The organism is Streptomyces sp. NPDC046349 (genome assembly GCF_055587885.1).
Genome location: NZ_JBVJFK010000004.1, coordinates 121,515 through 148,278 on the forward strand (window position 1 = coordinate 121,515; position 26,764 = coordinate 148,278).

Annotated in this window: 14 protein-coding genes and 1 tRNA gene; 6 read left to right on the forward strand and 9 right to left on the reverse strand. The window is 72.0% G+C overall.

Annotation, left to right across the window (positions count from 1 at the left end):
- The first annotated feature begins 61 nt into the window (after positions 1-61).
- The 6 genes from ACZ6JS_RS10555 (at position 62) to ACZ6JS_RS10580 (ending at position 10,355) form a co-directional block, all read left to right on the forward strand.
- Positions 62-1,399: a SidA/IucD/PvdA family monooxygenase gene (locus tag ACZ6JS_RS10555; protein ID WP_469297267.1), complete on the forward strand. Its 1,338-nt coding sequence runs from the start codon at positions 62-64 to the stop codon at positions 1,397-1,399.
- A gap of 11 nt (positions 1,400-1,410) precedes the next feature.
- On the forward strand, positions 1,411-2,790 hold the full coding sequence (locus tag ACZ6JS_RS10560; RefSeq protein WP_469297268.1) for an aspartate aminotransferase family protein: 1,380 nt from the start codon (positions 1,411-1,413) through the stop codon (positions 2,788-2,790).
- A complete protein-coding gene (locus ACZ6JS_RS10565) occupies positions 2,787-3,605 on the forward strand; it encodes a homoserine O-acetyltransferase/O-succinyltransferase family protein (RefSeq protein ID WP_469297269.1) in 819 nt (272 codons plus the stop codon). Before ACZ6JS_RS10560 ends, ACZ6JS_RS10565 begins: the two co-directional genes overlap by 4 nt.
- 15 nt (positions 3,606-3,620) lie before the next feature.
- On the forward strand, positions 3,621-4,874 hold the full coding sequence (locus ACZ6JS_RS10570) for an aspartate kinase (RefSeq protein ID WP_469297270.1): 1,254 nt from the start codon (positions 3,621-3,623) through the stop codon (positions 4,872-4,874).
- 13 nt (positions 4,875-4,887) lie between these two features.
- Complete coding sequence (locus tag ACZ6JS_RS10575) at positions 4,888-6,189, forward strand: MFS transporter (RefSeq protein WP_469297271.1); 1,302 nt, start codon at positions 4,888-4,890, stop codon at positions 6,187-6,189.
- Between the two features lie 74 nt (positions 6,190-6,263).
- The gene (locus ACZ6JS_RS10580) at positions 6,264-10,355 is read left to right on the forward strand and encodes a non-ribosomal peptide synthetase (protein ID WP_469297272.1); all 4,092 of its coding nucleotides are present in this window, start codon (positions 6,264-6,266) and stop codon (positions 10,353-10,355) included.
- 745 nt (positions 10,356-11,100) lie between these two features.
- Here ACZ6JS_RS10580 and ACZ6JS_RS10585 read toward each other — a convergent pair.
- The 9 genes from ACZ6JS_RS10585 to ACZ6JS_RS10625 form a co-directional block, all read right to left on the reverse strand.
- Positions 11,101-11,174, reverse strand: a tRNA-Thr gene (locus tag ACZ6JS_RS10585).
- Between the two features lie 151 nt (positions 11,175-11,325).
- A complete protein-coding gene (locus ACZ6JS_RS10590) occupies positions 11,326-12,897 on the reverse strand; it encodes an alpha/beta hydrolase (RefSeq protein ID WP_469297273.1) in 1,572 nt (523 codons plus the stop codon).
- A 234-nt stretch (positions 12,898-13,131) separates the two neighbouring features.
- On the reverse strand, positions 13,132-14,343 hold the full coding sequence (locus ACZ6JS_RS10595; protein ID WP_469297274.1) for a DNA polymerase III subunit delta': 1,212 nt from the start codon (positions 14,341-14,343) through the stop codon (positions 13,132-13,134).
- A gap of 73 nt (positions 14,344-14,416) precedes the next feature.
- Complete coding sequence (gene tmk / locus ACZ6JS_RS10600) at positions 14,417-17,647, reverse strand: dTMP kinase (RefSeq protein WP_469297275.1); 3,231 nt, start codon at positions 17,645-17,647, stop codon at positions 14,417-14,419.
- Between the two features lie 122 nt (positions 17,648-17,769).
- Positions 17,770-20,595 carry a type I DNA topoisomerase gene (topA, locus tag ACZ6JS_RS10605; RefSeq protein WP_469297276.1) on the reverse strand — a complete coding sequence of 942 codons (2,826 nt, stop codon included), beginning with the start codon at positions 20,593-20,595 and terminating at the stop codon, positions 17,770-17,772.
- Between the two features lie 590 nt (positions 20,596-21,185).
- The gene (locus ACZ6JS_RS10610) at positions 21,186-22,700 is read right to left on the reverse strand and encodes a DUF7059 domain-containing protein (RefSeq protein WP_469297277.1); all 1,515 of its coding nucleotides are present in this window, start codon (positions 22,698-22,700) and stop codon (positions 21,186-21,188) included.
- A gap of 135 nt (positions 22,701-22,835) precedes the next feature.
- Complete coding sequence (locus ACZ6JS_RS10615; RefSeq protein WP_469297278.1) at positions 22,836-23,402, reverse strand: small secreted protein; 567 nt, start codon at positions 23,400-23,402, stop codon at positions 22,836-22,838.
- A 162-nt stretch (positions 23,403-23,564) separates the two neighbouring features.
- Positions 23,565-25,964 carry a sodium-translocating pyrophosphatase gene (locus ACZ6JS_RS10620; RefSeq protein WP_469297279.1) on the reverse strand — a complete coding sequence of 800 codons (2,400 nt, stop codon included), beginning with the start codon at positions 25,962-25,964 and terminating at the stop codon, positions 23,565-23,567.
- Between the two features lie 257 nt (positions 25,965-26,221).
- Positions 26,222-26,662 (reverse strand): ATP-binding protein, encoded by a 441-nt coding sequence (locus ACZ6JS_RS10625; RefSeq protein WP_469297280.1) that lies wholly within the window; start codon positions 26,660-26,662, stop codon positions 26,222-26,224.
- Positions 26,663-26,764 lie beyond the last annotated feature (102 nt).

Genomic DNA, 26,764 nt, shown 5'->3' on the forward strand with positions numbered 1-26,764 from the left:
GTCCGTGAATCAGCCGGCATGCCGTCGGCAGGCCTGTGCAACTCAACTTTGGAGATTCAGCGTGCACGATGCATATGACGTCCTCTGTGTGGGATACGGACCCGCGAACGTCGCCGTCGCCGTCGCGTTCGAGGAGCTGTGGCCGCAGGCCCGGGTGAAGTTCCTGGAACGCGAGCCCGGCCCCTACTGGCAGCGCGCCATGCTCCTGGACGGCTCGGACATCCAGAACAATCCGCTGCGTGACCTGGTGACGCCGCGCAACCCGCGCAGCCGCTACACCTTCACCAACTTCCTGCACGAGCAGGGCCGTCTCTTCAAACACCTCAACCTGCCCTCCCACTATCCGCTGCGCAAGGAATACGCGCGCTACGTCCAGTGGGTCGCCGAGACCGTTCAGGCCGACGTGGACTACGGCCGCGAGGTCACCGGCATCAAGATGGCGGCTTCCGTCGACGGCCCCCTGGTCGAGGTCACCGTCGCCGACGGCACGACCTACCACGGGCGTTCCGTCGTGGTGGCCCCGGGCCGCACCCCGAACGTTCCCGCCGTCTTCGGCGACGTGCCGGCCCCGCACCTCTTCCACACCTCCCAGTTCCTGCCCAACATCGCGGACCTGGAGCGGGACTTCGACGGCACCCTCGCCGTGGTCGGCGCCAGCCAGAGCGCGGTCGAGGTGGTGCTCGACCTGATCGGGCGCTTCCCGGCCGCCCGCATCGTGAACGTGATGACCGGCTTCGGCTACCGGCTCAAGGACACCAGCCCGTTCTCCGAGGAGGTCTACTTCCCGGAGTTCGTCGAGTACTACTTCCACGCCACGGAGGAGGGCAAGAAGCGGCTGCGCGACCAGCTGCGGCCCACCAACTACTCCGCAGCCGACGCGGACGTGGTCAGCGCCCTGTACATGCGCATGTACGAGGACGAGCTCGACGGGCGCGAGCGGATACGGCTGGCAACCAACCGCCGCATCGAGTCCGTGGAGCGCACCGCCGAGGGCGTGGCGCTGGACGTCACCGAGCACATCACCGGTGAGCGCGAGCGGATCCACGCCGACCGGGTGGTCCTGGCCACCGGCTACCTGGACCTGGGCATCACCGGCCGCACCGAGCAGCTCCCGCCGCTGCTCAGGGACCTGGCGGACGTGCTCGGCGTGACCGACGACCAGCCGCTGTCCGTCGGCTACGACTACGGCGTGGTCCCGCACCCGGCCTTCGAGCGCGAGGTGCCGCCGATCTTCGTCAACGGGCTGTGCGAGTCGACGCACGGGCTCGGCGACGCGGGCTCCTTCAGCCTGCTGGCGCTGCGCTCCCAGGCCATCGTCGAAAGCCTTGAGCGGCGCCTGGTCGCCGAGCAGGGAGCTGCCGACCTCGTCGCCGCCCAGGCGGCCGGCTCCGAGATCTGAGAGAGACGATCATGCAGACCCTTGATGCGACCTCCCCGAAACCGGTGGTCGACCTCGCCCAGCCCGGTCCCAACGGGCGCTTGCTGCTCGACAGCCAGGCCGCCACCGAGTCCAACGCCCGAACCTACCCGCGCCGGATCCCGGTCGCGATCGCCGAGGCGTCCGGTTCGTACATCACCGACCTCGACGGCCGCCGGTACATCGACTTCCTCTCGGGCGCGGGCGTCCTCGCCCTGGGCCACAACCATCCCGAGCTGGTCGCCGCCGTGACGGAGCAGCTGCCGAAGCTGACGCACGGCCTCGACTTCCCGACGCCGGTGCGCGACGAGTTCAAGCGCCGTCAGATCGCGATGCTGCCCGAGCACATGCGCGACGACGTCAAGATGCACTTCTGCGGCCCCACCGGCTCCGACGCCGTCGAGGCCGCGATCAAGCTGTGCAAGAAGGCGACCGGCCGCGGCCAGGTCGTCGTCTTCCAGGGCGCCTACCACGGCTCCACCCAGGGGGCCATGTCCCTCACCTCCGAGCACGCGCCGAAGACCGGTCTGCACAACCTGCTGCCGGGCATCCACTTCACGCCGTACTCCTACTGCCACCGCTGCCCGATCGGCCTCGCCCCGGGGACCTGCACCACCAACTGCGCCGAGGTCCTGGTCAACACGCTGACCGACACCCACGGCGGGGTGCAGCTGCCGGCCGCGATCATCATGGAGCTGGTCCAGGGCGAGGGCGGGGCCATCCCGGCCCGCCGCGAGTTCGTCCACCGGGTCGCGGACACCGCGCGCGAGCTCGGCATCCCGCTGATCGTGGACGAGGTCCAGACCGGCTGCGGCCGCACCGGCACCTGGTTCGCCTTCGAGCAGTACGACATCACCCCGGACGTCGTCGTGGCCTCCAAGGGCCTGTCGGGCATGGGGCTGCCGGTCGCCGCCATCCTCTACCGCAAGCACCTGGACACCTGGTCGCCGGGCAGCCACATCGGCACCTTCCGCGGCAACAACCTCGCCTTCGCCAGCGCCAACGCCTTCCTGGACGTCGTCGAGCGCGAGGAACTGCTCCCGCACGTCCGCGTCATCGGCGAGCACCTGCTCGGCGAGCTGAAGCGGCTCGGCGACAGCCCGCTCGTCTCCGACGTGCGCGGCCTGGGCCTGATGCTCGGCATGGAGATGGCCGGCACCGCGACCGTCGACGCGACCAAGGTCGCGGCCCGGTTCCAGCAGGAGGCGCTGAGCCGCGGACTGATCGTCGAGCTCGGTGGCCGTGGCGACAGCGTCGTGCGACTGCTGCCGGCGCTGAACATCACCCATGAGATCGCCGACGACGCCGTGGCGATCCTGCGCGACTCGCTCGCCGCGCTGGAGGCGGAACTCACCGCGGAGGCGGGCCGATGAGCACCCTCGTGTCCGGAGGAACCGGCCGTCCGCCGCGGATCGGCATCGTCAACCTGATGCCGAACGCGGAACAGTACGAGAACTGGCTGCTGCCGCAGCTGGCCCTGTCGGGACCGTTCGAACTGCAGTGGATAAAGATCTCCTCCCGCCGCTACAACCTGGACGACCCCGCCCGCATCGCCGCGACCTACCGCACCTACAAGGAGGCCACCGCGGACGCACCGCTGGACGGCCTGATCGTCAGCGGCGCGGCGGTGGAACACCTCCCCTTCGAGGAGGTGCGCTTCATGGACGAGCTGAACGACATGGTTCAGGACGTCCACGCGCAGGGCTCGCCGCTGCTGGGCCTGTGCTGGGGCGCGATGGGCGTGGGCCACCTGGTCTACGGTCTGCCCAAGGACATCTACAGCGCCAAGGTCTCCGGCATGTACGAGACCGAGCTGCTGGCGCAGGACGGCCCCATCGCCTCGTCGCTCGACGACCGCTTCTGGTCGACGCACAGCCGCTTCGCCGGCTTCGACGACAAGGCACTGGACGCCAGCACCACGGTCCGCGCCCTGGCCCGGGCCGACGGCGCGGGCACGGTGATCGCCGAGTCCTACGACCACTCCGTGCTGATGCACACCGGCCACCCCGAGTACTACGGCTCGCGCCTGGCGGAGGAGTACCGCAGGGACGTCGACCAGCAGGTGGCCGGGGTCAAGGCACCGGTCGGCGTGGACCTCGACCAGCCGCTGCGGCTGTGGCGCAGCCACAGCCTGGCGTTCTTCGCGAGCTGGGTCCGACTGGTCGGCGACCAGTCGGCCGCGCGCTAGAGGACGGGGGGACCTGTGTCCGCAACACGCCCGACCGGACGCGCGCTGCGTCCGGTGGTATGGAAGTTCGGCGGCTCCTCGGTGGGCGACATGGACCGGCTGCGCCGGGTCGCCCAGCGGCTGGTCGAGGCCAGGCGCGCGGGGGCGGACGTCGTCGCGGTCCTGTCCGCGATGTCGGACACCACCGACGACCTGCTGGAAATGGCGAACGTCCTCACGGCACAACCCGACGCCAGGGAGCTGGACGCTCTCCTCGCGGTCGGCGAATCCATGTCGTGCGCACTCGCCGCGATCGCCGTGCACGAGCTCGGCGAGCGCGCCGTCTCCCTCAACGGCCGCCAGGCCGGAGTGCTGACCGACACCGCGCACGGCAACGCCCGTATGCAGTCCATCGACCCCGGCCGGATCGTGGCGGCCCTGGAACAGGGGCTGATCGTCCTGGTCACCGGCTACCAGGGCGTCACCGACGACGGAGACGTCACCACGCTGGGCCGCGGCGGCTCGGACGCCTCGGCGATCGCCGTGGCGGCCGCGCTCGGGCTGCCCGAGTGCGACATCTGGACCGACGTCCCGGGGGTCTTCACCGCCGACCCCCGGGTGGTCCCCGACGCGAGGCGCCTGGACCGGCTCGGCCACGAGGAGATGCTCCAACTGGCCGAGGCGGGCGCCCAGGTGATGCAGCCGCGGGCGGTGGAGCTCGCTGCGGCGCACGGCGTCGCCATCCACGTCCGGTCCTCGTTCACCGGCGAGCCGGGCACGTGGATCACAGAAGCCAGGGAGGAGAACGACATGTTCGAGACCGCCAGGATCATCGGCGTGGCCCACCGCCGGCACGACCCGCTCTACCAGGTCGACAGCCTGACGCCGGCGCAGGTCTCGGCCGCGCTCGCCGGACACGGCCTGCCGGTCGGATCCATCATCGGCAGCCCGGGAGAGCTCCGGTTCACCTCGCCCGGCGCCGAGCCGCAGGCGGTCATCGCCGCCCTCGGCGACATCGGCGCCACCGTCAGGGTCCACGACGAGGAGCTCGGCAGCGTGAGCGTGGCCGGAGACGCCTGCGGCAACCGGTCCGAGGTCACCCTGCAGATCCTGGAGTCCCTGGAGCGCACGGGCATCAGACCGGTGCTGGTCACCAGCACCCCCAGCCGAGTCTCCTGCCACGTCGCCTCGGGTGCGGTCGACGAGGCCGCCCGGGTCCTGCACCGCGCCTTCAACCTGCACACCGACGCTGCCGCCCCGCAGCCCGTCGGCGCGGGACTGGCCAACTGAGAGGGGCGGGAGCATGACCACCACGCAGGGACGGGAGGACACCGCGGGCCGACGCGGCGTCCTCGCCAACCGGGACTTCGTCAAACTCTGGAGCGGGCAGACGGTCTCCCTCGTCGGCTCGCAGGTGACCGACATCGCGCTGCCGCTGGCAGCGGTCATCACCCTGAACGCCGGCGCGTTCCAGATCGGCCTGCTCAACGTGGCCAGGTTCGCACCGTACGTACTGGTGACCCTGCTGGCCGGAGTCTGGTTCGACCGGCGGCGCAGAAGGCCGACCCTGATCGCCGCGGACGCGGTCCGGGTCCTGCTGATCGGCGCCCTGCCGCTCGCCCACCTGCTCGGCGTGCTCTCGCTTCCCTGGCTCTACGCCGTCGGGTTCATGGCCGGCGTGGCGACGGTCCTCTTCGATGTGGGGATCCTCTCCTACATCCCGGGGCTCGTCGACAAGGACGACCTGGCGGACGCCAACAGCAAGATGACGGCCAGCTACTCCGTGGCCGGCATCGCCGGCCCCGGGCTGGCCGGCTTCCTGGTCGGCGCACTGACCGCACCCGTCGCACTGACCGTGGGCGCCGCCACCTACCTGGCCTCGGCCGTGGCCCTGTGGTGGATCCGCCGCCCGGAGGCCGAACCGGAGCGGCCCGCCGAGCCGAAGTCGGTACGTGCCGACATCGTCGAAGGCCTGCGCACCGTGGTCGGCAGCCGGATCCTGCGCCACCTGGCGACGCAGTCGGCCGTGTTCAACCTGTTCGAGAACGTCATGACGACCGTCTTCCTGGTCTACGCGGTGAGGACACTGGGACTGACCCCGTTCCAGCTCGGCCTGGTCGTCGGAGCCGGCTCGGTCGGCGCCCTGCTGGGCGCCACGTTCTCCGGCCGGATCAGCAAGCGCATGGGCTTCGGCCCGGCGCTGCGCCTGGTCACCCTGCTGGCCTGCCTGTCGCCGCTGGTGCTGCTCGTGCCCGGCGACACAGGACCCGTCTCCCTGACGGTCCTGGGCACGACGCTCGCCGTACACGGCTTCCACCTGGCCGTCTTCAACGTCAACTCGCTGACGCTGCGCCAGACCGTCACACCGGCCCGCCTGCTGGGGCGGATGAACGCCAGCTACCGGCTCATCCTCTACGGCACGATCCCGCTCGGCGCACTGCTGGCCGGCTCGCTCGCCTCACTGTTCGGGCTGCGCGCCGCCCTCGCCGTCGGCGTCGCGGGCATCGCACTGCCGGCCGTGTGGATCGTCTTCTCGCCCGTGTACCGGCTGCGCGAGATGCCACAGGGTCCCGTCGAAGCGGACCAGCCCCAAACCGTCGCCTGAGTCACGCGCGGCCAAGTCGTGACCGTGCACCTGACGCCGCCCCATCCACTGTTCGAAAGAAGGACCAACCAGTCATGTTGACCGATTCCCAGCGGGCCGCGCTGACCGCCAGGCTGCGTCGCACGGCCCCCCCGATCTCCTCGATCCCCCGCCGCTCGCCCGCGCTGCAGAACCTGCCCCTCTCGTACGGGCAGGAGCAGCTCTGGTTCATCGACCAGCTGGCTCCCGGGGAATCCACCTACACCATCGCCGGCGCCGTACGGATGACCGGCGCCCTCGACCGCGCGGCCCTCGGCACGGCGCTGGACTCCCTCGTCGCCCGCCACGAAGCCCTGCGCACCCGCCTGGTCACCGTGGACGGCACGCCCGTACAGGTCGTCGACCCGGCCGGCCCGGTCGAGCTGGCCTTCCTGGACCAGCGGTCCGTCGCCGCGGACGAGATCGAGCAGCACTGGCGCGCCGCCGCCCAGAAGGAGACGGCCCGCCCGTTCGAGCTGGAGCGCGGCCCCCTGTTCCGGGCCCACCTGCAGCAGCTGGCCGACGAGGACCACGTCCTGCTGATAACCGTCCACCACACCGTCTTCGACGGCTCCTCCTTCCCCGTGCTGCTCGCGGAGCTGGCCGAGTCGTACTCCGCCGCCGCCGCCGGTACGGCCGCGCAGCTGCCCGAGCTGCCGGTCCAGTTCGCCGACTTCGCCGTCTGGGAGCGCGACCGGCTGCAGGGCGAGACGCTGAAGGAGCTGACCGAGTACTGGAGCGAGAACCTCCAGGGCGCGCCCGTCCTCCAGCTGCCGACCGACCGTCCCCGCCCCCTCGTCCAGACCTACCAGGGCACCACGGAGTCCAGGGACCTCGGCGACAAGATCCTGACCCGGCTCACCACCCTGGGCCGGGACGAGGGCGCGACCCTGTTCATGACCCTGATGGCCGCCTACCACGTCCTGCTCCACCGCTACAGCGGCCAGGACGACATCGTGGTCGGCACCGTCAGCGCCAACCGCAGCCGCCCCGAACTGCAGCCGGTGATCGGCTACCTGATCAACACCCTGCCGGTCCGCGTCGACCTGTCCGGCGACCCGACCTTCCGCGAGGTCCTGGAACGCACCAAGGCCGCCACGCTGGGCGCCTTCGGCCACCAGGACCTGCCGTTCGCAAAGATCGTGGAGGCCGCCAAGGCCCCCCGCGACCCCTCGCGATCCCCGGTGTTCCAGGTCGGCTTCATGCTCTCCGACGACCAGAAGCGCGACCTCCGGCCGGCCGGCATGACCTGGGCCTCCGAGGAACTCCCCGCCGAGGCGGCCAAGTTCGACCTGCTCGTCTCCGCCGTCGAGAGCGGCGGCCGGCTGGGGCTGAACCTCAGCTACGCCACCGCCCTGTACGACGCGGCCACCGCGCAGCGCCTGCTGGGCCACTTCGAGACGCTGCTCGACGGTGTCGTGGACGACCCCGACGCCCGCATCTCGCAGCTGCCGATCATGACCGAGGCGGAGCTCCACCAGGAACTGGTCACCTGGAACAGCGACAAGGCCGACTTCCCCGACTGGAACCTGCACCAGGCCTTCGAGGCCAAGGTCGCGGCGCACCCCGACGTCATGGCCGTCGAACTCGACGGCGAGGGCCTGACCTACGCCCAGCTCGACGCCCGTGCCAACCAGGTCGCCCGACGGCTGCGCGAACTCGGCGTCGGCCCGGAGTCCCTCGTCGGCGTCAGCATGCAGCGCACGGTACGCCGCATCGTCGGCCTGATGGGCATCCTCAAGGCCGGCGGCGGCTACGTGCCGCTGGACCCGGAGTACCCGGCCGACCGCCTCGCCTTCATGGTCGAGGACGCCAAGATGGCCGTGGTCCTTACCGACGAGGCCAGCGCGTCCGCGGTGCCCACCGACGACGTCACGGTCCTCGACCTGGACCGGTCCTGGACCGAGCTCACCGCGCTGGACGACAGCCCCGTCGAGGCCACCGCGAGCCCGTCGGACGTCGCCTACGTCATCTACACCTCGGGCTCCACCGGCCGCCCCAAGGGCGTGGTCGTCGAGCACCGCAACGCCGTCAACTTCTGCTACGCCGAGATCGAGTTCTGGCCGCTCGGCCCGGGCGACCGGATCCTGCAGTTCGCCTCCCTCAACTTCGACGTGTCCGTCCTGGACATCTTCGGCGCGCTGCTGTCCGGCTCCACCCTGGTCCTCGGCAGCACACAGACCCTGCTCTCCCCGCCGCGGCTGGCCGATCTGATCCGCGGCGAGGGCATCACCTTCATGTGCCTGCCCCCGGCCGTGCTGAACCTCCTCGCGGAGGAGCAGTTCCCGAGCCTGCGCGTGGTCATCGCCGGCGGCGAGGCCTTCTCCTCGGAGCTGGTCCGCAACTGGGCACGCCCCGGCATGCGCTTCATCAACGGCTACGGCCCGACCGAGACCACGGTCGGCTCGACCATGGCCCGGTGCCAGGACGACGGCATCGACCCCCCGCCGATCGGCCTGCCCCTGACGAACTACACGGCCTACGTGCTGGACAAGCACCTCAACCCCGTACCGGTCGGCGTCGCGGGCGAACTCCACATCGGCGGGGCCAGCGTCACCCGCGGCTACCTGGGCCGGCCCGAGCTGACCGCCGAGCGCTTCATCACGGACCCGTTCAGCGACGTCCCCGACGCGCGCATGTACAAGACGGGCGACCTGGCGCGCCGCCTGCCGGACGGCAACCTCCAGTACCTCGGCCGTCTCGACCACCAGGTCAAGATCCGCGGCCTGCGGGTGGAGCTCGGCGAGATCGAAGCCGTCCTCGCCGCCCACCCCTCCGTCGCCCAGGCCATCATCATCGTCGGCGAGGACCAGGCCGGACAGAAGAACCTCATCGGCTACGCGCGGACCAACCCCGACGCGCCGGCCGTCACCACCGCCGACCTGCGCGGGCACCTCGGCGAGGCGCTGCCCGCGTTCATGGTCCCCGCCCACCTGGTCATCCTCGACACCTTCCCGCTCAACGCGAACGGCAAGGTCGACCGCACCGCCCTGCCCGCGCCGGACGGCGCCGGGGACGCGGGTGACTACGTCGCCCCGCGCACCATCCTGGAGACGGTCCTCGCCGACATGGTCTCCGACATCCTCAAGCTGCCGCGGGTGGGCATCGAGGACAACTTCTTCGAGATGGGCGGCAACTCCCTGCAGGCGATGCAGGTCATCACCCGCCTGCGCAAGGACCTCGGGGTCGACACGGACGTGACCGCGATCTTCCTCGCCCCCACACCCGCCCGGCTCGCCGCGACCCTGGTCGCCAAGCACGGCCTCGAGGACGCCCCGCTGGACGACCTCGAGGGCCTCGACGAGGCCGACGGCGCGGTCGAGCCGAGCGGCGCCGCCGTCGCAGGCCCGGCCGGCTCCGGTTCGGACACCGTCGTGCCCCTGTCGGAGAAGACCGACGGCGACCCGCTGTTCCTCATCCACGCCGTCGGCGGCACCGTCTACCCGTACTTCGGGCTGATGCAGGAACTCCAGGAGCGCTACCGGGTGCTCGGCGTGCAGGCCGCGGGCCTGCGGGCCGGCAGCGAGCCGAGGCAGGACCTGCAGGAGATGGCCGACGCGTACACCGCGGCCATCCGCGAGGCCCAGCCGTCGGGTCCGTACCGCCTGGCCGGCTGGTCCATGGGCGGGCTGCTCGCCCTCCAGGTCGCCCGCCGCCTGGAGGCCTCGGGCGCGGAAGTGGCCCTGGTCGGCCTGCTGGACACCCCCTTCTCCGCGGACGACGTCTCCGGTGTGAGCGAGCAGGCCTTCGCCGCCCAGTTCGTCCTGGACGGCGCCCGGGCCCTCGGCCCCGACGCGGGCGAACTGCCCGACCCCGAGACGACGCCGGTGGCCGCGCAACTGCGCTGGTTCGGCGAGAAGCTGACCGGTGGATCGGGTGACACCGAGGAGGTCCAGGAGGACATCAACCGCAGGTTCCAGGTGTTCAAGGCGCACATCACCCTGATCGGCGGACACCGCCCGGAGCCCGTGGCTGCCCCCGTCGTGGTGGTCTCGGCCGAGCAGTCACCGGACCTGTCGGCGCTCTGGACCGCGCTCCTCGGAGCCGGCACCCGGACCGTGCGCGTGCCCGGCGACCACTACACCTTCCTGCGCGCCCCCGGCGTCCAGCAGGCCGCCAAGGCACTCCTCGGCGCGGACGAGCACTGACACAGGTCGGTCGGTGTGCGGCGCCTCACCCGCCGCACACCGACCGCCGCCCCCCGCCGCACCGGAGATGACGAAACCCCAGGCCGGAAGATTCCGACCTGGGGTTTCCAGATGAGCCGCCTTCGGGATTCGAACCCGAGACCCAGGCATTGCGGCGGGCCAGGGCGGCCACCGAGATCCCGGGGGCGCCGACCAATCCCGCACGGGCGACGCAATCGGCGGCCGGCTCGATCCACCGGCGCCATGTCCTTGCCTCGCATCCGCCAACGAACGCAGGAGCTCGGCGGGTCCTGCACGCGGACCTGAACCCGGAGAACGTCATCTTCGACGTACGGCAGCAACCGCGCCTGCTCGATCCACACCCTGTGGAAGGTGACGCAGTCTTCGACTGGGCTTTCCGAAGCGCGTATTACGAGGGACCCTCACCCGTGGCGTCGGCGCGAGGTCGCGGGCATCGTGCTGCTAGGCGTTCGACCACTGGTCTCTCCTCGGCGTTCATCGAGGAAGAGCTGCGCCGGTGGGACCCGGCGCCGATCCCGTGCCGGACCGCGAAGGCGAAGGCCAGGGGGAAGAAGAACGGCAAAGCCGAGAAGGCCGCTAAGAAGGGCTGCCGCCCTCCGCTCGCGCATCGGTCACGCATCGGTCACGCACAGGGCTTCGAGCCCGGCCGCCGCGCGCCCCCGACCGGCTCCCGTACATAGCAAAAGCCCCAGGTCACGGCGAGTGAGTCCTGGGGCTTCCACAGAGCCGCCTTCGGGATTCGAACCCGAGACCTACGCATTACGAGTGCGTTGCTCTGGCCAACTGAGCTAAGGCGGCACCGCTGGTCAGACAAGTATTCCCTCGAAGAGGTGCTCTCATCAGCAGCGGCGCCAAGTCTACAGGGTGCGAAGGCGTGCACCGAACCAGGTTTCACACCAGCCGGCATTTGCCACATGTCCGGCATGGATCGCCGGTGCCCGGCGGCCGGTCAGCACTTCTTGCCGTCCGCCGGAGGCTTGCCCTCCAGCAGGTAGCGGTTGATCGCGGTGTCGATGCAGTCGCTGCCGCGCCCGTACGCCGTGTGGCCGTCGCCGTCGTAGGTGAGGAGGGTGCCCGACTCCAGCTGGCCGGCCAGGGCCTGCGCCCACTTGTAGGGGGTCGCAGGGTCGCGGACGGTGCCGACCACCACGATCGGCGCCGCGCCCTTCGCGGTCAGCGGCCCTGCCTTGCCCGTGGGCTTCACCGGCCAGTACCCGCAGTTCAACGCGGCCCAGGCCAGGCCCGCGCCGAAGACCGGTGAGGCCTTCCGGAAGGAGGGCAGGGCCGCGTCGACCGCGTCCGGGCCGGTGAAGGCCGCGGGCTGGTCGAGGCAGTTGACGGCGGCGTTCGCGAACATCAGGTTGGCGTACTTCCCGTCCGCCCCGCGCTCGTAATAGCTGTCGGCGAGGCTCAGCAGGCCCGCCCCGTCGCCGTTCATCGCCGAGGCCAGCGCCTCGCGCAGCGTGGACCAGGCGTTCTCGTCGTAGAGCGCCGCGATCACCCCGGTCGTCGCGAGGGCCTCGCCGAGCGGGCGCTTGTCGTCGCCGCTGGGCACCGGCTGCGCGTCGAGCTTGCGGAAGAAGTCCTTCAAGCGGGCGGCGACCTCCTCGGGGCTGCCCTTGCCCAGCGGACAGTCGGGCTGCTCCGCGCAGTCCTTCGCGAAGGAGGTGAAGGCCGTCTCGAAGCCCTCGGTCTGGTCCCGGTTGAGGTCGAGCGCCTCCCGCGTGGGGTCCATCGCACCGTCCAGGACCAGCCGGCCGACCCGGTCGGGGAAGAGGTTCGCGTACGTCGCGCCCAGGAGGGTGCCGTACGAGGCCCCGACGTAGTTCAGCTTCCCGTCGCCCAGCACGGCCCGCAGCAGGTCCATGTCGCGGGCGGCGTCGACGGTGGAGACGTGCGGCAGGACCCGCTTCGAGCGGGACTCGCAGCCGGCCGCGAACTCCTTGAACGCGGCCACCAGGCGGGCCCGCTCGGCCGCGTCGTCCGGCGTCTGGTCCACCTGGGTGTACTTGTCCATCTCCGGGCCGGTCAGGCACTCGACGGGACTGCTCCGCTCCACGCCGCGCGGATCGAAGGACACCATGTCGTACCGGGCGCGCACCGGGGCGGGATAGCCGATGCCCGCGTACGCCTGGAGGTAGCCGATGCCGGAGCCGCCGGGGCCGCCCGGGTTCACCACGAGCGAGCCGAGCCGCTTGCCGGGGCCCGTCGCCACCCGGCGGGCCACGGCGATGTCCACGTCCTCGCCTGCGCCGGGGTTCGCGTAGTCCAGCGGGGCCTTCATCGTGGAGCACTGGAATCCGGCGACACCGCAGTCGCGCCAGGTCAGCTTCTGCGCGTAGTACGGGCCCATCGCCGCCGCGTCGGGGGACGGCGGCACCGACGCCGTGGCGCCGGCCTCCCCTCTCGCGGACGCGGCGGTCCGGAGCGTCTCCGACCCGCCCGAGGTGCACCCGGAGAGCAGCAGCCCGGCCGCTGCGATCACGGTCCCGGTGGTACGCAGCGCGCGACTGGTGTCCATCCTCGGAGCCTACGTCCTGCCGGCGGGAGCGGGCGGTCCCTCTGCTCCGGACGGATCCGGGCCTTCCGTGGCGCCCACCGGGCAGCGCAGGGTCCCGGCCCTCTCCGGCCCGGAGGCCGGTTCGCCCTTACGGGTGAGCCCGCCGGCCCGGAGTGGACCCAGCAAGGTGTGGCCGGGCGGGCACCGGGCGGGAGCAGCCGCACGGGAGCACCCGGCGGGAACCGGGGGTGGAGGTCAGCCCGCGCGCAGCGACATCGTCATCGCCTCCACCGCGAGGAGCGGTGCGACGTTGCGGTCGAGGGCGTCCCGGCAGGCGATGATCGCCTCGATCCGGCGCAGGGTCCGCTCCGGCCCGGAGGCCCTCGCGATGCGCTCCAGGTCCTGGCGTATGTCCTCGTTGGCGATGGCGAGGGCCGAGCCCAGCTGGAGGGCCAGGACGTCGCGGTAGAAGCCGGTCAGGTCGGTGAGGGCAAGGTCGAGGCTGTCGCGCTGGGTCCGGGTCCGGCGCCGCTTCTGCTTGTCCTCCAGCTCCTTCATGACGCCTGCCGTGCCGCGCGGCATCCGCCCGCCCGTCCCGGCGGCCGCGCCCAGGGCGGTACGGAGGTCCTCGGTCTCCTTGGTGTCGACCTCCTCGGCCATCAGCTTGGCGTCCTCGGCGGCGGCGTCCACCAGCCCCTGGGCGGCCTTGAGGCAGGCGCCGACGTCGTCCACCCGGAGCGGGAGCTTCAGGACCGTCGCCCTGCGCTCCCGGGCTCCCTCGTCGGTGGCCAGCCGGCGGGCGCGGTCGACGTGCCCCTGCGTGGCCCTGGCGGCGGCCAGGGCCGCCGACGGCTCGACGCCGTCCCGCCGCACCAGCAGGTCGGCGACGGCCTCGACCGACGGCGTGCTGAGGCTGAGGTGGCGGCAGCGGGAGCGGATGGTGGGCAGCACATCCTCCACGGAGGGCGAGCACAGCAGCCACACCGTGCGGGGCGCGGGCTCCTCCACGGCCTTGAGGACGGCGTTGGCGGACTTCTCGTTCAGCCGCTCCGCGTCCTCGACGAGGATGATCTGCCAGCGGCCCGTCGCCGGGGACGTGTAGGACTTGCGGACGGTGTCCCGCATGTCGTCGACGAGGATCTGGCTCCCGACCGCGGCGATGCTGGAGACGTCCGCGTGGGTGCCGACCATCGTGGTGTGGCAGCCGTCGCAGAACCCGCAGCCCGGCTCGCCGCCGAGAGCGCGGTCCGGACTGGTGCACTGCAGGGCCGCCGCGAAGGCCCGGGCGGCGGTGACCCGCCCCGATCCCGGCGGTCCCGTGAAGAGCCAGGCGTGGGTCATCTTCGACGCGGCGGGCGGCGCTGTCCCGTCCTTTGCAGCCGTGACCTGTGCATCGGCGTCGCGAGCAGCGGCGGCCAGCTGCGTCCGGATCCGCTCCTGGCCCACCAGGTCGTCCCATACGGGCATCGGCGCCCCACCACCTCTCACTCTCCGTACACCCATTGTGTCGGGCGCCACCGACAATCCCGTACGGCCTCCGTCAGCGGCGGCGGCGCGCTCCGCCTTCGCCCTCGTCGTCCTCGTCGTCGCGGTGGCGGCCCAGCAGTTCGTCCGCCAGCGTCGGCAGGTCGTCGAGCGGGGTCTCCTCCGCCCAGTCCGGGCGGGGACGCCGCGGTCGGCCGTCGTCGTCGACGACCGGCAGTTCCCGCGTCCGGTCGTTGCTCGAGTCCCGGAAGATGCCCGACGGCACCCGGTCGGCCGGGTCCTCCTCGGGGCGCCGGGCCGTCGGCCGCGTGGCGGACCGGGCATGGCCCCCGCTGCCGGAGCCGGTGCCCGGGCGGCTGCCGGCCCCGCTGCCCGTGCCCGAGCCCTGCGGGGCGTCCGGGCGTACGGGCGGCAGCACCGCCGTCTCGTCGGCCGGACGCACCGGCGGCAGCACCGCCGTCTCGTCCGCGGCGGATGCCGACGCCGGGTCGACCTTCGGCACCGGGACGGTCTGGGTGACGTCGTCCGGCCGGACGACCCGCTTGACCGCCGGGGTCTCGATCGTCACCGCGTCGTCCGGGTGAGGCTCCTTCGTCATGTCGATCCTGGGCGCCGAAGCAGCGGGACCGGGCGCCGGGGTTGCCGGAGCCGCGGCAGCGGCCCGGGCCTCCGCGGCGGCAGCGGCAGCCGCCGCCTTCGCCGCGGCCTCGGCCGCCGAGGCCTCCACGAGCCGGCGCGCCTCCTCGGCCTTCAGCAGGGCCTCCTCGGCCCGCCGCTGCTTCTCCAGCCGCCGCTCCTCGGCCTCCGCCCGCAGCCGGGCCTCCTCCTCGGCCTGCTTGCGCAGCCGCTCGGCCTCCGCCGCCCGCGCCCTCGCCTCGGCCTCCACGCGCAGCCGCTCGGCCTCGGCCCGCGCCCGGGCCTCCTCCTCGGCCCGCAGCCGCTCCTCCTCCGCCTTGCGGGCGGCCTCGGCCTCGGCCCTGATGCGGGCCTCCTCGGCCTCACGGGCCTTGCGCGCTTCCTCCTCGGCCCGCAGCCGCGCCTCCTCGGCCTTGCGCGCAGCCTCTTCCTCGGCCTTGCGCCGTGCCTCCTCCTCGGCGAGGCGACGGGCCTCCGCCTGCGCGGCCACCTCCGCCTCGGAGAGCGGGAGCATCCGGTCCAGCCGGTGGCGTACCACCGTGGTCACCGAGTCCGGGTCCTGGCCGGCGTCGACCACCAGGTAGCGGCCGGGGTCGGCCGCGGCGAGGGTCAGGAAGCCGGACCGCACCCGCTGGTGGAACTCCGCCGGCTCCGACTCCAGCCGGTCCGGCGCCTCCGTGAACCGCTCCCGCGCCGCCTCCGGCGACACGTCGAGCAGCACGGTCAGGTTCGGTACGAGCCCGCTGGTCGCCCAGCGCGAGATCCGGGCGATCTCCGTCGGTGAGAGGTCGCGCCCGGCACCCTGATAGGCCACCGAGGAGTCGATGTAGCGGTCCGAGATGACGATCGCGCCGCGCTCCAGGGCCGGGCGCACCACCGTGTCCACGTGTTCCGCGCGGTCGGCCGCGTACAGCAGCGCCTCGGCGCGGTTCGACAGTCCGGCCGAGGACACGTCGAGCAGGATGGAGCGGAGCCGCTTGCCGACGGGGGTGGCGCCCGGCTCCCGGGTCACGACGACCTCGTGTCCCTTGCCCCGTATCCATTCGGCGAGCGCCTGGACCTGGGTGGACTTGCCCGCTCCGTCGCCGCCCTCCAGCGCGATGAAGAAGCCGGTGGCGGCCGGGGCCTGTACGGGCTCCCCGCCGCGCAGCGCGTCGCGCAGGTCGCGCCGCAGGGGCACGCCGCGGCGGTCGTCGGCCTTGGTGAGCACGACCACGGCGACGGGCAGCAGCAGCGCGCCGACGAGCATCAGGGTGAAGGCGGCGCCGCCGTGCGAGAGGACGGCCTCGGCTCCGGTGAGCCGGTGCGGGCCGATCAGCGCGGCCAGGACGGGCGCGGCGACGGCGCCGACGGCCACGGCCACCCGTACGACCGCCTGGAGGTGCTCGGTGACCCGCGCCCGGCGGAACTCCTCCGTCTCCTGGTCCAGCAGGGTGTGGCCGGTGTTGGCCGCTACGCCCGCCGCGGTACCGGCGAGCAGCGAGAGGAACAGCACCGTCGCGGTGTCCGGGACGAGGCCGCTGAGCAGCAGCGCGAGGCCGGCCACCGCTATGGCGAGGGCCAGCAGCCGGCGCCGGGACAGGCCGGGCAGCACCTTGCCGGCCTGGGTGGCGCGGATGCCGGCGGCGGTGCCTCCGACGAGAGCGATGACGATCAGCGCGAAGGCGGCCGGGCCCCCGCCCAGGTCGAAGGCGTGCAGAACGGCCACGGCGACGCCGCAGGACACCGCTCCGGCGACCGCGGCGCAGCTGAGGACCAGCAGCGGGACGGCGCCCGTACGGCCCTTGTCCGGCCGGTCGCCCGCCTTGGGGGCGCGCAGGCCCTCCAGCGGTGAACGCGGACGCGGGGTCGCCGCGGTGGGCAGCACCAGCGGGAGCAGCAGCGAGACCGATGCGGCGAAGAGGCCGGCGGCGACGTACGAGCCGAGGGCGGCCTGGTTCGCGGCGAACCAGGCGACGCCGAGGCCGAGGGCCTTGCCGACGAGGGTCGCGGCGAGCAGCGCGGCCGCCGCGACGGGGAGCGCCGCGAACGCCGTACGCAGGGTCAGGCGCCGCAGGGCGTCCATGTGGTCCGGGAGCGGCCGTACGGTGGCACCCTCCGGCGGCGGCTCGGGCAGCAGGGCGGGGGCCGCGCTCTCCTTGGCCAGCGTCCACAGCCGCTCGGCGGCGCCGGACACGAAGACGGTGCCCAGCAGCGCGGTGAGCGCGTGGGCCGGGATCCAGTCGAGCCACAGCGGGGCGACGACGAAGAGGCCGAGGCGGACCCCGTCGGCTCCGATCATCGTCCAGCGGCGGTCCAGCTTGCCGCCGGCGCCGAGGAGGCCGGCCAGCGGGCCGAGCAGGACGGCGCCGAAGAGCAGGGTGGCGAGGATCCGGACGCCGAAGACGGCGGCCACGGCGAGGGCCGCACCGCGGTATCCGCCGCCGAAGGCGCCTTCGGTGACCGCTGCCTGAAGGGCCAGCAGAACCAGCACCAGCAGGGCGAGGGCATCACCGATGCCGCTCACCAGCTGGGCGCTCCACAGGCGGCGCAGCCGGGGGGTGCGCAGCAGTGCGCGCACCGCACGCTCGCGGGAATCCGCGGCTAGGGCTTCGTCGTAGGTGGGGTTCGCCGGGGCGGTCACGACCGCCGGCTGCTCGGCTCGCGTCATCCGCCCAGCCTATCCGCTGCGCTTGGCGGCTGCGGAGGCCTGTGGACAAGCCCGGGTGTGACCCCGGACCCACCTTCCGCAAGCACGAGAGCCCCGCGCTTCGCGCGGGGCTCTCGTCGCGACTACTCGTCCGCCGGGGCGGCGGCCGTCTTCTTGGCCGCGGTCTTCTTCGCGACGGTCTTCTTCGCCACCGCCTTCTTGGCGGTCGTCGTCTTCTTGGCCGCCGTCTTCGCGGCCGCGGCCTTCGTCGCGGTCGCCTTCTTCGCCGGGGCCTTCTTGGCGGCGGTCTTCTTCGCCGTCTTCTTGGCCGGGCCCTTCGCCCGCTTCTCCGCGAGCAGCTCGTAGCCCCGCTCCGGCGTGATCGTCTCGACGTCGTCGTCCCGCCGCAGCGTCGCGTTCGTCTCGCCGTCCGTCACGTACGGCCCGAAGCGGCCGTCCTTGACGACCACCGGCTTCTCGCTGACCGGGTCGGTGCCCAGCTCCTTCAGCGGCGGCTTGGCCGCGGCCCGCCCGCGCTGCTTGGGCTGTGCGTAGATCGCGAGGGCCTCGTCCAGCGTGATCGTGAAGAGCTGGTCCTCGCTCTCCAGCGACCGCGAGTCCGTGCCCTTCTTCAGGTACGGGCCGTAGCGGCCGTTCTGGGCCGTGATCTCCACGCCCTCGGCGTCCGTCCCGACGACGCGCGGCAGCGACATCAGTCTCAGGGCGTCGTCGAGCGTGACCGTGTCCAGGCTCATGGTCTTGAAGAGCGAGGCCGTGCGTGCCTTGACCGCGTTCTTGCCGGTCTTCGGCGTGCCCTCGGGCAGGATCTCCGTCACGTACGGCCCGTAGCGGCCGTCCTTGGCGACGATCTCGTTGCCGCTGACCGGGTCCTTGCCGAGCTCGAACTCGCCGCTCGGCTTCGCGAACAGCTCCTCGGCGTAGGCGACCGTCAGCTCGTCCGGAGCCATGTCGTCGGGGATGTCGGCGCGCTGGTGGCCCTCGGAGTCCTTCTCGCCCCGCTCCACGTACGGCCCGTAGCGGCCGACGCGCAGCACGATGCCTTCGCCGACCGGGAAGGAGGAGATCTCCCGGGCGTCGATCGCGCCGAGGTCCGTGACCAGCTCCTTCAGGCCGCCGAGGTGGTCGCCGTCGGCCGGCACGACCTCGGTGGCGTTCTCGGAGCCGAAGTAGAACCGCTTCAGCCACGGCACGGACTGGGCCTCGCCCCGCGCGATGCGGTCGAGGTCGTCCTCCATCTTCGCCGTGAAGTCGTAGTCGACGAGCCGCCCGAAGTGCTTCTCCAGCAGGTTCACCACGGCGAAGGACAGGAAGGACGGCACGAGGGCCGTGCCCTTCTTGAAGACGTAGCCGCGGTCGAGGATCGTGCCGATGATCGACGCGTAGGTCGACGGGCGGCCGATCTCGCGCTCTTCCAGCTCCTTGACCAGCGAGGCCTCGGTGTAGCGGGCCGGCGGCTTGGTCGCGTGGCCGTCCGCCGTGATCTCCTCGGCGGCCAGCGCGTCGCCCTCCGCGACCTGCGGCAGGCGCCGCTCGCGGTCGTCGAGCTCGGCGTTCGGGTCGTCAGCACCCTCGACGTACGCCTTCATGAAGCCGTGGAAGGTGATCGTCTTGCCGGACGCGGAGAACTCGGCGTCGCGGCCGTCCGAGGCGCGGCCGCCGATCTTCACGGTGACGCTGTTGCCGGTGGCGTCCTTCATCTGGGAGGCGACGGTGCGCTTCCAGATCAGCTCGTACAGGCGGAACTGGTCGCCGGTCAGGCCCGTCTCGGCCGGGGTGCGGAAACGATCACCCGAAGGACGGATCGCCTCGTGCGCCTCCTGCGCGTTCTTGACCTTGCCGGCGTAGACGCGCGGCTTCTCCGGCAGGTAGTCGGCCCCGTAGAGCTGGGTGACCTGCGCCCGGGCGGCCGACACCGCGGTGTCGGACAGCGTGGTGGAGTCCGTACGCATGTAGGTGATGAAGCCGTTCTCGTACAGCTTCTGCGCCACCTGCATCGTCGCCTTCGCACCGAAGCCCAGCTTGCGCGAGGCCTCCTGCTGGAGCGTCGTCGTGCGGAAGGGGGCGTACGGGGAACGGCGGTACGGCTTGGACTCGACCGACCGGACGGCGAACGCGGTGTCGGCGAGCGCGGCGGCCAGCGACCGCGCGCCCGACTCGTCGAGGTGCAGCACCTCGCTCTTGAGCTGCCCGTTCGCCCCGAAGTCGCGGCCCTGCGCGACGCGCTTGCCGTCCACCGCGTTCAGGCGGGCGACCAGCGACGACGGGTCGGACGGGTCGCCAGCGCGGCCGGTGGAGAACGTTCCGGTCAGGTCCCAGTACTCGGCGGAGCGGAACGCGATGCGCTCGCGCTCCCGCTCGACGACGAGGCGGGTGGCCACCGACTGGACGCGGCCGGCCGACAGACGCGGCATGACCTTCTTCCACAGGACCGGCGAGACCTCGTAGCCGTAGAGGCGGTCGAGGATGCGGCGGGTCTCCTGGGCGTCGACCATGCGCTGGTTGAGCTCGCGCGGGTTGGCGACGGCGTCGCGGATCGCGTCCTTGGTGATCTCGTGGAAGACCATCCGGTGGACGGGGACCTTGGGCTTCAGGACTTCCTGCAGGTGCCACGCGATGGCCTCGCCCTCGCGGTCCTCATCGGTGGCGAGGAAGAGTTCGTCGGACTCGGCCAGCAGCTCCTTGAGCTTGCGGACCTGGGCCTTCTTGTCGGCGTTGACGACGTAGATCGGCTGGAAGTCGTGCTCGACGTCCACGCCGAGGCGGCGGACCTCACCGGTGTACTTGTCGGGAACCTCGGCCGCGCCGTTCGGGAGGTCGCGGATGTGCCCGACGCTCGCCTCGACGACGTATCCCGGGCCGAGGTAGCCCTTGATCGTCTTCGCCTTGGCAGGGGACTCGACGATGACGAGTCGGCGGCCGCCCTTTGCGGTCTCGCTAGTCGGGGACAACTTGGCTCTTCTCTCCGGTCGGCACTCGGTCGCAGTACGGCGACGCTGCGGAGTGTGACGGTACAACCCGCCCCCGTGTCAAACGGCACAAGCCCGCAACGGCCACTCGAACGGTAACCCGACAAGTGCCGTTTCTGCCGCCCGGATGCCGCGCCGGACCCTTCCCGATCACCGGGCCGAGTGGCCGCGGGGCCGTCTGGCCCCGCCCCCGCACCCCGTTCCGCGTCGGCTTCCGGAGCCGCTGCCGCGACCTCGGCCGCGCCCCTCGCGGCGGCGCCGGATCCGACCGGCGCGCCGGATCCCCGACGGCCCGCGCAGCCCCGCCGAAGAAGCGGAGGCGATGGTTCGACCGTGACGGGGCGCGCACCCTCGACCACCGGCGCACGGCGGCCGGCGCGCGCTCCCGTCCAGGCCTGCAGAGCGGCCCCGAGCAGCGGGAACACGGCCTCCGCGAAGATCGCCGGGCCGCCTTCCGCGCCGTTCCCCTCACCCCCGGGCCCCTCCCGGGACCCCCCCCGGACCCCGCTGCACAGCACGCTGACAGCCCCGGGCATACGCCGGGCGAACCCAGGGTTACATCACGGTGCCGGCTACTGGCCGCGGGTCGCCACGGGCTCCAGGAAACCCTGCTCGACCAGCAGCCGGATGGCCTCCGGAGTCCGGTCGCGCAGCACGACGGGGTCCTCCTGCATCAGCTGCGCGATCGCGTCCAGGATCCGTCCGGCGCTCAGTGAGCCGTCACACACTCCCGCGAAGCCCGCGCCGACCGTGTCGACCTTCGTGGCGCGCCGCATTCCGCGGTTCTGCCGGAGCACGACGTGTTCCGGGTCCTCCGCGCCGGGCGAGCCGACCTGCTCCTGGACGACGTCCTCGACCAGCACGAAGCGGGCCTCCAGCAGGGCCGCGTCGTCGTGTTCGCGCAGGTAGTCCTGACGCGCGAAGTGGGCAAGGACGGCGTCGCCGAGCGGCTGCTCCACGGTGTGCGGCCACTCCTCGACCACGATCGAGGGCTCCGCCGCGTCGGTCCGGCGCAAGGTGATCCATCCGAAGCCGACGCTCCTGGTCTTGCGTGCCTCGAATTCGTCCAGCCAGTCCTCGTAGCGCTGGGCGTACTCCTCGGGGTCGGTGCGGTGGTCGCCGGCGTCGCGCAGCCACAGCTCCGCGTACTGCGTGACGTCCTGCACGTCGCGCTGGACGATCCAGGCGTCGCATCCGCGCGGTACCCAGGAGCGGAGCCGGTCGCGCCAGTCCTCGCCCTCCACGTGCTGCCAGTTGCCGAGGAACTGCGCGTACCCGCCGGGATTGAGCCGTGCGCCCGCCTCCTGGACCAGGGTCCGGCACAGGTCGTCGCCGCCCATGCCGCCGTCGCGGTACGTCAGCCGCGCTCCCGGGGAGATCACGAACGGCGGGTTCGACACGATCAGGTCGTACGTCGCGTCGCCGACCGGCTCGAAGAGCGAGCCGGTGAGCAGCTCGGCCTCGGGCGCCCCGGACAGGGCCAGTGTCAAACGGGTGAATCCGAGGGCCCTGGGGTTGACGTCGGTGGCGGTGACCCGCGTCGCGTGCCGGGTGGCGTGCAGCGCCTGGATGCCGGATCCGGTGCCCACGTCGAGGGCGGAGCCGACCGGGGTGCGCACGGTGATCCCCGCCAGGGTCGTGGAGGCGCCGCCGACGCCGAGGACGACGCCCTCCTCGCGGCTGCCGATCCCGCCGGCCCCGCCGACGGCGCAGCCCAGGTCCGAGACGATGAACCAGTCCTCGCCGTCGGGGCCGCCGTACGGGCGCACGTCGACGGCGGCGTGCACCTCGTCGCCCTCGCGCCGCAGCCAGCCGTCCGCCAGGGCGGCCTCGACCGGCATCGCCGTCGCGGCGTGCACGTACGGCACGGGCTGCTGGAGCAGGAACAGCCGGACCAGGGTGGCGAGCGGGCCGTCGCCGCCACCCCGGGTGGCGCGCAGGGCGGGGACCGTCTCGCTGCGGGCCAGCGCGGCGTAGGCGGGGGCGCCGAGCAGGTCGAGCAGCCCGTCGGCGGTGAAGCCGGCGGCCAGCATCGCGCTGCGGAGCTCGGCGGCGTGGTCGGGGGTGGGGAGGCTGGTGGTACTCACCCGTCCATTGTGTCCGCTGAGGCCCGTCCCGCCGGTCACCGCCGGCCCGGATCCACGAAAGGGGCGGCCGGGCTCCCTCGCGGGAGCCCGGCCGCCCGGGTCCTCGTGCGGCGCGGTACGCGCCCTGCGGGCCGGTTACTTGGGCGCTGCCGAGGTCGCCGCGACCTGGCACCCCTTCTGGTTGTTGATGGCCTTGTCGAGACCGCCCGCGTTGAGCGTGGCGAGCGCGTCCTGGCCGCCCTTCGTCGCCTCCTGCAGACCGCCCGCGACCTCCTTGAGGCCGTCGGCGAACTTCGTCTGGTCCGCGGGGTCGAGGGCGTCCATCTTGGCCTTCAGGTCGGCGTACCCCTTGGAGGTCGCCTCGAAGCCCTTCACCGCCGCTTCCTGGGTCGTGGCGCCGTTCTTGACCGGCGGCACGCCCGCCTGTTGCAGGGCGCTGCCCATCGTCTTGTACGACTCGGACATGGCCGCGAAGGCCGCCGCGTCGGTCTGCTTGACCTCGTCGGGCTTGCTGCTCTCCGTGGCCACGCGCTTGATGTCGGCGTTGGCGGTCTCGATCTTCTTGAGTTCGGGCTGCCACTGGTCGCAGACCTTCTTGGCCCAGGCGTTGGCCTTCTCGTCGCCGTCGTCCCCGCCGCAGCCGGACAGGACGAGCATCAGCACCGCACTGCCCGACAACGCGGCCGCAAGCTTCTTGTTCACCGGATTGGTCCCTTCGAAGGCTCTCGGCCCGGAAGATACACGCCTGCCATCCGGGGACGCACAAAGGCGGACAGACGACGCGTCAGTCCGCTTCGCCTGTCCGCCGTTCGGGCGCACGGCCGGCCCTGCCCGGCCCGGCCCGTTTTCCGGCCGGGGCCTCGGTCAGGAGACCGTCGCCGGGTCGGCCGACTGGGCCACCCGCTCGGCCGTCCCGTCGTTCTCGTCGCCCACGGCGATGCCGCGGCGCTTGGAGATGTACACCGCGCCAATGATGACGCCGATCGCAAGGACCGCGACGATCGCCCGTACGGTCGGGCTGCTGTCCGCGCCGTAGCTGAACTGCACGACGGCGGGGGCGATCAGCAGCGCCACCAGGTTCATGACCTTGAGCAGCGGGTTGATCGCGGGACCGGCGGTGTCCTTGAACGGGTCGCCGACCGTGTCGCCGATGACGACCGCCGCGTGGGCCTCGCTGCCCTTGCCGCCGTGGTGGCCGTCCTCGACCAGCTTCTTCGCGTTGTCCCACGCGCCGCCGGAGTTGGCGAGGAACACCGCCATCAGCGTGCCCGTGCCGATGGCGCCGGCGAGGAAGGCCCCGAGGGCGCCCACACCGAGGCTGAAGCCGACCGCGATCGGGGTCAGGACGGCGAGCAGGCCGGGCGTGGCGAGCTCGCGCAGCGCGTCCTTGGTGCAGATGTCGACGACGCGCCCGTACTCGGGCTTCTCGCTGTAGTCCATGATCCCGGGGTGCTCGCGGAACTGGCGGCGCACCTCGTAGACCACCGAGCCCGCGGAACGGGAGACCGCGTTGATGGCGAGGCCGGAGAACAGGAAGACCACGGCCGCGCCCAGGATCAGCCCGACGAGGTTGTTGGGCTGCGCGATGTCCAGGCTGAGGTTCAGCTCCCCGGCCTTGGCGCCGACTTCCTTGACCGCGGTGGCGATGGCGTCGTTGTACGAGCCGAAGAGCGCGGCGGCGGCGAGCACGGCCGTCGCGATGGCGATGCCCTTGGTGATGGCCTTGGTGGTGTTGCCGACGGCGTCCAGGTCGGTCAGGACCTGCGCGCCGGCGCCCTCGACGTCGCCGGACATCTCGGCGATGCCCTGGGCGTTGTCGGAGACGGGCCCGAAGGTGTCCATGGCGACGATGACGCCGACGGTGGTGAGCAGGCCGGTACCGGCGAGGGCCACCGCGAAGAGCGCCAGCAGGATCGACGTGCCGCCGAGCAGGAAGGCCCCGTAGACGCCGAGGCCGATCAGCAGCGCCGTGTAGACGGCGGACTCCAGGCCGACCGAGATGCCGGCGAGGACGACGGTGGCGGCTCCCGTCAGGGAGGACTTGCCGATGTCCCGGACGGGACGGCGGTTGGTCTCCGTGAAGTAGCCGGTCAGCTGCTGGATCAGGGCCGCCAGCACGATGCCGATGGCGACGGCGACGACGGCCAGGACGCGCGGGTCGCCGGAGTGGTTGGTGATCGCCGCGTTCTCGACGCCGACGAGGTCCTTGTAGCTGGACGGCAGGTAGGCGTAGACGGCGATCGCGACCAGCACCAGGGAGATCACGGCCGAGATGAAGAAGCCGCGGTTGATGGCGGTCATGCCGCTGCGGTCGCTGCGGCGAGGGGACACCGCGAAGATGCCGATCATGGCGGTGATGACGCCGATGGCCGGGACGATCAGCGGGAAGGCCAGACCCAGGTCGCCGAAGGCTGCCTTGCCGAGGATGAGCGCGGCCACGAGGGTGACGGCGTAGGACTCGAAGAGGTCGGCCGCCATACCGGCGCAGTCTCCGACGTTGTCGCCCACGTTGTCGGCGATGGTCGCGGCATTGCGCGGGTCGTCCTCCGGAATGCCCTGTTCGACCTTGCCGACCAGGTCGGCGCCGACGTCGGCGGCCTTGGTGAAGATTCCGCCGCCCACGCGCATGAACATCGCGATCAGGGCGGCGCCCAGACCGAAGCCCTCCAGGACCTTGGGTGCGTCCGCGGCGTAGACCAGCACGACACAGGAGGCGCCGAAGAGGCCGAGGCCGACGGTGAACATGCCGACCACGCCGCCCGTGCGGAAGGCGATCTTCATCGCCTGGTGGGAGACCTCGGTCAGGTCCTTGGCGGGCTCCCCCTCGGCCGGGGTGGCCCGGCGTGCGGCGGCGGCGACGCGCACGTTGGCGCGGACCGCGAGGCGCATGCCGATGTAGCCGGTGGCCGCAGAGAAGACGGCGCCGACGAGGAAGAAGGCGGAGCGTCCCGCCCGCTGGTTCCAGTCGTCGGCGGGGAGCAGGAAGAGCAGGAAGAAGACCACGACGGCGAAGATGCCGAGGGTGCGCAGCTGCCGACCGAGGTAGGCGTTCGCGCCTTCCTGGACGGCGGCGGCGATCTTCTTCATGCTGTCGGTTCCCTCGTCGGCGGCGAGGACCTGGCGGACCAGGAACTGCGCGACGATGAGTGCGGCGAGTGCCACGGCCGCAATGACCATCACGATGAGCCGATTGTCATCGGTGAGTACTGCGGATGCCAGATCAGCGGTGCTATCCGGCGCGAGAGGGGTGAAGAGCCCCGTCATTCGTCCTCCTTGACGTGATGAGCTCAAGATGTGGACGGATTGTAGGGAGCGCACCCCGATCAAAACAGTGCGCAGGAAACGCAATTGGCGTGCTCCTGCTCCTCAGCAATAGATCGCGTCACTCCATTACCCTCGAAAGTGGTAATGGGGCAAAAGCATTGACGGCTGCTCATTGATCCGCGGAAATGAAAAAGGCCCTGCTCAGCAGGGCCTTGATAAAGATCAGAAGATAGGAGGTAATGCGGACGTCGTGGATCTCACGGAAGATCGGAAGACCCCGAGACGGGCCAGCTCATCCGGATGGTCCCGCCCGATTCCCCACTGGTCACCTCGACGTCGTCGACGAGCCCGCTGATCACCGCGAGCCCCATCTCGTCCTCGGTGTCGCCGTCGGAGTCCTGGACCGCGGCGATGCCGGACACGGTGTCGGCCGGGATCCCCGCCGGGCCGGGAACCTCGTCGCCGACCTCGATGGAAAACGTCTTGTCCTCTTCGGTCAGCACCACCCGGACGGGCGCCGTCAGGCCATTGCTCCGGTGGAGTCCGACGGCACGCGAGCACGCCTCGCCCACGGCGAGGCGGACCTCGTCGAGGACGGCTTCCTCCACGCCGGCCCTGCGCGCCACGGCGGCCGCGACCAGGCGGGCCGTCCGGACGTGTTCGGGCTGGGCGCTGAAGCGCAGTTCAACGGTGGCCATGCGCGTCCCCCTCGGACTACGGGCGTGCCTTGACAGGGGCCCGGACCATCCATGGCCCGGCACCCCCGCTCTCCTTGCCGGCCCCCAGCTGCCCGGAGACTG

Excerpts from the sequence above, each read along its gene's own strand:
- ACZ6JS_RS10560 (WP_469297268.1), top strand. The coding sequence starts at position 1,411 with ATGCAGACCCTTGATGCGACCTCCCCGAAACCGGTGGTCGACCTCGCC.
- ACZ6JS_RS10565 (WP_469297269.1), top strand. The coding sequence starts at position 2,787 with ATGAGCACCCTCGTGTCCGGAGGAACCGGCCGTCCGCCGCGGATCGGC.
- ACZ6JS_RS10575 (WP_469297271.1), top strand. The coding sequence starts at position 4,888 with ATGACCACCACGCAGGGACGGGAGGACACCGCGGGCCGACGCGGCGTC.
- ACZ6JS_RS10580 (WP_469297272.1), top strand. The coding sequence starts at position 6,264 with ATGTTGACCGATTCCCAGCGGGCCGCGCTGACCGCCAGGCTGCGTCGC.
- ACZ6JS_RS10590 (WP_469297273.1), bottom strand. The coding sequence starts at position 12,897 with ATGGACACCAGTCGCGCGCTGCGTACCACCGGGACCGTGATCGCAGCG.
- ACZ6JS_RS10595 (WP_469297274.1), bottom strand. The coding sequence starts at position 14,343 with ATGCCCGTATGGGACGACCTGGTGGGCCAGGAGCGGATCCGGACGCAG.
- tmk (WP_469297275.1), bottom strand. The coding sequence starts at position 17,647 with ATGACGCGAGCCGAGCAGCCGGCGGTCGTGACCGCCCCGGCGAACCCC.
- ACZ6JS_RS10620 (WP_469297279.1), bottom strand. The coding sequence starts at position 25,964 with ATGACGGGGCTCTTCACCCCTCTCGCGCCGGATAGCACCGCTGATCTG.
- ACZ6JS_RS10625 (WP_469297280.1), bottom strand. The coding sequence starts at position 26,662 with ATGGCCACCGTTGAACTGCGCTTCAGCGCCCAGCCCGAACACGTCCGG.